Consider the following 6,348-nt stretch of genomic DNA (forward strand, 5'->3'; position numbering starts at 1 on the left):
CAGTAAGCGTCATAGCTATTATAGCAACGCTGGGTATTTTAGGATATGTTGTCTATAATAGGAATAGTGCCAACAAAGGCTATCTCCTTTGTATGGGCCTGATCCTGGGCGGGGCGATCGGTAACATCATCGACCGGCTTGTGATGGGATATATCGGTCAATATGGTGGTATATTGGAGGGGCATGTGGTGGACTTCATTCACTTTAATCTTGAGATAGGAGACTATGCCGTTTTTCCCTATATTTTCAATGTGGCAGATATAGCCATTAGCACAGCGATTGTCTCAATGCTGGTTTTTCACAATAAAATAATGCCTGTGGAAGAAGATTCATCATCCGCCCCCGGGGAAGCAAGCCAAAAAGAAACGCCGTCCGATGCTAACATGGAGAAGTTTTCCAACCTGGACCGGGATAAGGTGTGATTTGAAGAATTTTTTAAAACGGAGGAGTCGGGCAGACCGCTGATATTCCCTCCCGATCCGGCCTTCTATGAGTGTTTTCCAGATTGATAGGGGCCTTTGCAAAACCGCTGTTTTGGCCAATCTCTATATTTTCGCGATTTCAATATCCTCACCTGTAGACTGCATATAATATACACTGCGGTTTTGGATTCGCTCAGGCTTGGGTATTTCCCGATGCTTCGGGACTGGTTTTTCAAAGCTTTCTTACGTATACGGATAAGATTAAGCCAGGAAATACGGAAGTCGAACTATTCGTCGGTAACGATACTGTCGATAAAATCAGGGCTGTGGGGATCCAGCTCCTCGAGCTTTAAATCGTGTCCCATCTTGTCGCGCTTGGTTTTAAGATAGCGTACATTCTCGGGATAGGCGCCGACTTCGATGGGAACCCGCTCCACCATTTCGAGTCCAAAGCTTTTAAGCCCCACCCGTTTTACAGGATTATTGGTCATCAGGCGCAACTTGGAAATGTTAAGCGATCGCAGGATCTGCGCGCCCACCCCGTAATCGCGGTGGTCGGGTTCGAAGCCCAGTGCCTCGTTCGCTTCAACCGTATCCATGCCTTCTTCCTGCAGCTTGTATGCTTTCAGCTTGTTGACCAGTCCGATCCCTCTTCCTTCCTGGTTCATATAGAGAACGACGCCTTTGCCTTCTTTTTCCACTTTCAGCAAAGCCTGGTGCAGTTGTTCCCCGCAGTCGCAGCGCTTGGAGCCAAAGATATCGCCCGTCATGCATGAGGAATGGACACGGACCAGGACCGGATCGTCTTTCTGCCATTCGCCTTTGACCAGGGCAAGGTGGTGGTTGCCGGTAAGACGTTCTTCGAAAGCATGCAGGGTAAAGTCGCCATAGATGGTCGGAAGGTTTACTTCCACGACCTTGCGGACCAGGGATTCCTTATCCATGCGATAGGCGATCAGATCCTTAATCGTAATAATTTTCATGTCGAATTCTTCGGAGAGTTCTACCAGGTCGGGAATTCTCGCCATGGCCCCGTTATCTTTCATGATTTCACAGATAATACCCGCGGGTTTGAGTCCCGCCATGCGGGCCAGGTCGATAGCCGCTTCGGTATGTCCGGCGCGGCGCAACACGCCCCCGTTAACGCCGATTAGCGGAAAAATATGTCCCGGACGGCGAAAATCACCGGGCCGGGCATCGTCTTTCATCAACTCGTTGATGGTATTGGCGCGATCCGCTGCCGATATTCCGGTGGTCGTCAATTCTTTATGGTCTACAGAAACGGTAAATGCAGCTTCTTCGGGATCAGCGCCCTCCGATACCATGTAATCAAGATTAAGCGAATAGGCTTTTTCACGTGTAATAGGTACGCAAATAAGTCCACGCCCGTATTTGGCCATTACATTGATGGCCTCGGCCGTTACTTTTTCGGCAGCCATCACAAAGTCGCCTTCATTCTCACGGTCTTCATCATCCGCAACAATGACGACACGTCCTTGCTTAATATCTTCGATAGCTGATTCTATACTATCGAATGTCGCTTCACCAGCCATAGCAGACAAAGTTGTTAATCATTTTGATTGGGATTGACGTCGGTAATGGAGCTTTTTTTGAACCGGGCCTTGACGCCGCTGTCGATCTCTGCCAACACGGTGTCATCATCAACAGTTCTCACTTGCGCTATCATTCCGCCGGAAGTCACAATCTTGTCTCCTTTTTCAAGGTTTTCAACCATCTTTTTAATCTCTTTCTGGCGCTGACTTTGCGGGCGAATGATAAAGAAATAAAAGATCAGGAAGATGGCTCCCAGAAAGAGAAGGTTCATCCACCCGGCCTGATCGGGCGATCCCATAATGAAAAAAGCTGTATCAAACATGCAATTATTAATTTATTTATAATCAGTTGGTTAAGCTTCTAAAGATACTATTTTTGTGGGGATGGAACAATTTTATAGCTGGTTGGAGGGATCTCTCCATAATCCGCCATTAAGATGGCCCACGCAGTTCATGGTAAAAGCGTTGACAGGAACCCAATAATCAATCCGCGTGGAATTTTTTATCGGCCGAAGCATGGGTTTTCAGGATGTCCGCCGGTTTAAAGCGCGGACCCAGTCCCCGCTGGAATGTTTCGAGTTGCTCCACGATGGCAGCCGCTCCCCGGCGATCAATATACCGGAAGGGCCCGCCCAGAAAGGGGGGGAAGCCCAGGCCGAGTACCGCTCCCAGGTCGCCGTCCGTGGGATCGCGGAGAATATCCTCCTGCAGGCACCATGCGGCCTCGTTGATCATCATAAGCGTCATGCGCTGCTGAACCGTTTGGGCTTCCATCGAGGACCGATCCTGTCCCCCGAAAAAGCGGTAAATCTTTTTGTTGGGCTCTTTTTTCTTTGTTTTCGACCCTTCCTCTTCATAGTGGTAGAACCCCTGATTATTCTTTTTTCCCTTGTAGCCCTCCTCAAATAGAGTGGTGGGCTTATCGCTGGGGTGAAAATCACGTTCAGCGAAGAGATCGCTGAGCACCTCGGTAATATGGGCCGCCACATCAATCCCCACTTCATCAAAAAGCGCAGCCGGTCCCACGGGAAATCCGAACTGTTTCATATGCTTATCCAGTTCTTCGATGGAGATGCCTTCCTCCAGCAGCATCAGGGCCTCATTCATATAGGGGGCCAGGATGCGGGTGGTGTAAAAGCCCGGACCGTCATTGACCACGATCACATGCTTGCCCTGGCGGATGCCCACCTCGCGTGCCGTGGCGGTGACCCAGTCAGCCGTTTGTTCTGTTGTAATAATTTCGATCAGCGGCATTTTAGGCACGGGAGAAAAATAGTGCATGCCAACAACCTGTTGTGGACGCTGTGCCGCCCGGGCAATCTCGCGGATGGGCAGGGAGGAGGTGTTGGATGCAAAAATGGCTTTTTCGGGCAGCCTGCCCTCTACTTCCCGGAGGATAGACTGCTTCAGGTCCAAATCTTCAAAAACGGCTTCGATCACCAGGTCCACGTTGCCAAAGCCTTCGTAGCTGCCCGTAGCCGTAACCAGGCTGGAGATACGGTCGCGCTCAAACGAAGAGATGATCTTCTTTTTCCGCTTCTTCTCCAGGTCCCGCCAGATATGTTTTTTCCCCTCGACGGCCTGTTCCGCATTTTGATCCTTCAGGAGAATGCGATACTGCCCTTTATTGGCACTCACATCGGCAATGCCCGAACCCATAAGTCCCGCTCCCAGCACCCCTATTTTTTGAACGGGTTCCGCTTTTTCGGCCGCGGGATTCTTTTTGGCGCCCTGCATGGCAAAGAAGAGATTGACCATCGCCTGCGACTCCGGGGTCGCTGCCAGCCGTCCGAAATTCCTGGATTCCAAATTGAGTCCCGCCCGCATGCCGTTTTCGTAACCTTCTTCCACGCAGTCGATAATGCGCGGGGGGGCCGGATAGTTGCCTTTGGTTTTGGACCTTGTACGCTTGCGTGCCTGGGAATAGATAATCTTGCGCAGGGGACTCAGTCCCTCCATCAGCTGATGGAGTAGTGAGCGTTTGTCCTTGCGCTCGAAGCCATCCCTGCTAATCCGGTGCACGGCCTTTTTTGCCGCCTTCAGGATGGCATCCTTATGGATCAACTCATCGACGAGCCCTATCTTATAGGCTTTACGAGGATAAATATTCTTGCCGGTCAGCAGATAGTTGAGGGCGTTCTGAATACCGATCAGGCGCGGAAGCCGCTGCGTGCCGCCGCCGCCGGGCAGCAGTCCCAGTTGTACTTCCGGCTGGGCCATCACCGTTTTATCGTGATCGGACGCCACCCGGTAATGGCAGGCCATGGCCACTTCGAGTCCGCCTCCCATGCACGAACCGTGGATTGCGGCCACAATCGGCTTGTCAAAGTGTTCCAGGTCCAACAACAGATCGTTGCCGCGGCGACTCAAATCCTCAATTTCTTTCGGGGCCTTTTTGTTTTTGAGCATCGCTACGTCGGCGCCGGCGATAAAGTTATCTACTTTGCCGCTGATCACCACCAGGCCGGTAACCGTTTCCTGTTCCGCCTTCTCCAGCAGATCCCGGAACTCAGTCATCAGTTGTTCGTCCAGCTTGTTAACTTTCTCACCCGGCTGATCGAGCGTGACAACCAGGATATCGTCTTGTTTTTCGGTAGATAAGTAACTCATGGGAATAATGTATGAAATTTTGAATATCAGATAGCAAACGGGCCGACAGAATTTAGCCGCTGTCACTGAATCGTTGGAATGTTACGCCGGATACCGCTCCAAAACCATAGCGTGACCTTGTCCCCCCGCCGCACAGGCTGCCACCAGTGCCAGTGTTCCATCCTCGTGGTGCAGGCGGTTGGCCGCGGTCGTAACAAGCCGGGCGCCCGTCGCCCCGAACGGGTGTCCCAGCGAGAGCGAACCGCCCCAGCAGTTAAACCTGTCCATCGGAACGGCTCCCACCTTTTGCTCGCGGCCGAGCTTTTCTCTGGCAAATTTTTCAGAATCCAACGCCTTGAGTACCGTCAGTATTTGTCCCGCAAAAGCTTCATGAAATTCAAATACGTCTATGTCGGTAAGCGTGAGCCCCATGCTGTCCAGCACTTTGGGAGTCGCATAGGCCGGGCCGAGCAGCAATTCGTCTACCGGGTCCTGGGCCACATACGTATATTCCCGGAGGTAAGCCCTGGGCGTGAGCCCCAGTTCTCGTGCCTTTTCCTCTTCCATGATAAGGGAAGCCGAGGCACCATCTGTCAGAAATGAGGAATTGCCGGCGGTAACCGTGCCGTGCGGTTTTATGAAGGCGGGGTTCAGCTTTGAGAGCTTTTCCATGGACGTATCCTCGCGGAAGCCATTGTCCTGTTCAATAGTTTCAAAATCGGGCGGTACCCCTGCGGGCAGCAGTTCCGGCTCCAGCCATCCCTCGCTGGTCGCCCGGGCGGCCAGCTGGTGCGATCGCAGCGCATACTCGTCCTGGGCCTTGCGGCTGATACCGAAATGGGCCGCCATGCGGTCGCAGCTTTCCCCCATGGTTTCGCCCGTGGAAAATTCCTCGATGGAGGGGACTTCCGGGAGCACATCTGAGGGTCGCAGTCCTTTGAAAAACGAGAGCCAGTCGCTTATCGATTTATACTTTTGGGCGTCCAGCAGCTTTCTCCGGAATTTACGCCGGAAGCGGATGGGGATATCCGACATCGTTTCCGTACCTCCTGCCAGCACCACCCGCGCCTGTCCCGACCGGATAAGGTTTACGGCCGAAGAAACGGCCTGGTTCGAGGAGATACACGCCTGTGTAACCGTATGGGCCGGAATTGATTTTGGGAGCCCGGCTCCCATGGCAGATTCCCGGGCTACGTTGCTTGTGTTGACGTCTTGTATGACACAGCCCATGATGATCCGGTCGATATCCCTCCCGTCAATGGCCGAGCGGCCGATCAGTCCCTCTATCGCCATACGTCCCAGGTCGTATGCCATCAGCTTTTTGTAGCCAGTGCCCGAGCGCTGGAACGGGATGCGGGCGCCGTCGACAATGACCGCTTCGTGTTGATTGTGATTGGTGGATTGATTAGCCATGATTTCACCTTATGAATAAAATATTTTGTAAGAGCTAAGATGAATGATAAATATTCTTAAGTCAAGGTAAAGGTAACTGGGTTGAGTTGAAAGAACGAGAAACAGATGGTGGAGAATACGGTGATTCTTTTTGTTGGAAGCTAAAATATCCGTATATTTGTGCTCTCTAAAATACGGTGATTCATCCTCGGTCGTTTCAAGCTTCCGAGTTTTGCCTGCAGAGAATGTATTGAACTTTAGTTAATCCGGTTCCGGGCGATTAACTCAGCGGTTTAGAGTGCTTCCCTTACAAGGAAGAAGTCGCAGGTTCGAATCCTGCATCGCCCACTTTTTAAGCGCCAAATTAATGCTTTTCTTATCTCAACTCTCTC

5 protein-coding genes and 1 tRNA gene are annotated in these 6,348 nt (G+C 51.7%); 2 read left to right on the forward strand and 4 right to left on the reverse strand.

What is annotated here, in order from left to right; all coding sequences use genetic code 11:
- A partial coding sequence (locus ACESLU_RS10030) for a signal peptidase II (protein WP_372638519.1) occupies nucleotides 1-422 on the forward strand: 422 nt, incomplete at its 5' end.
- Nucleotides 423-709: 287 nt separating this feature from the next.
- Here ACESLU_RS10030 and ACESLU_RS10035 read toward each other — a convergent pair.
- The 4 genes from ACESLU_RS10035 to ACESLU_RS10050 all read right to left on the reverse strand — a co-directional run bounded on the left by ACESLU_RS10035 (nucleotide 710) and on the right by ACESLU_RS10050 (nucleotide 5,977).
- Nucleotides 710-1,975, reverse strand: coding sequence for a bifunctional 3,4-dihydroxy-2-butanone-4-phosphate synthase/GTP cyclohydrolase II (locus ACESLU_RS10035; RefSeq protein WP_372638520.1), 1,266 nt, complete (start codon nucleotides 1,973-1,975; stop codon nucleotides 710-712).
- A gap of 14 nt (nucleotides 1,976-1,989) precedes the next feature.
- The gene (gene yajC, locus ACESLU_RS10040; RefSeq protein ID WP_372638521.1) at nucleotides 1,990-2,298 is read right to left on the reverse strand and encodes a preprotein translocase subunit YajC; all 309 of its coding nucleotides are present in this window, start codon (nucleotides 2,296-2,298) and stop codon (nucleotides 1,990-1,992) included.
- A 160-nt stretch (nucleotides 2,299-2,458) separates the two neighbouring features.
- A complete protein-coding gene (fadJ, locus tag ACESLU_RS10045) occupies nucleotides 2,459-4,585 on the reverse strand; it encodes a fatty acid oxidation complex subunit alpha FadJ (protein WP_372638522.1) in 2,127 nt (708 codons plus the stop codon).
- 81 nt (nucleotides 4,586-4,666) lie between these two features.
- On the reverse strand, nucleotides 4,667-5,977 hold the full coding sequence (locus tag ACESLU_RS10050; protein ID WP_372638523.1) for an acetyl-CoA C-acyltransferase: 1,311 nt from the start codon (nucleotides 5,975-5,977) through the stop codon (nucleotides 4,667-4,669).
- A 253-nt stretch (nucleotides 5,978-6,230) separates the two neighbouring features.
- Here ACESLU_RS10050 and ACESLU_RS10055 point away from each other — a divergent pair.
- A tRNA-Val gene (locus ACESLU_RS10055) sits at nucleotides 6,231-6,304 on the forward strand.
- Nucleotides 6,305-6,348: the final 44 nt, after the last annotated feature.

Source organism: Fodinibius sp. (genome assembly GCF_041642155.1).
In the GTDB taxonomy this organism is placed as follows: domain Bacteria; phylum Bacteroidota; class Rhodothermia; order Balneolales; family Balneolaceae; genus Fodinibius.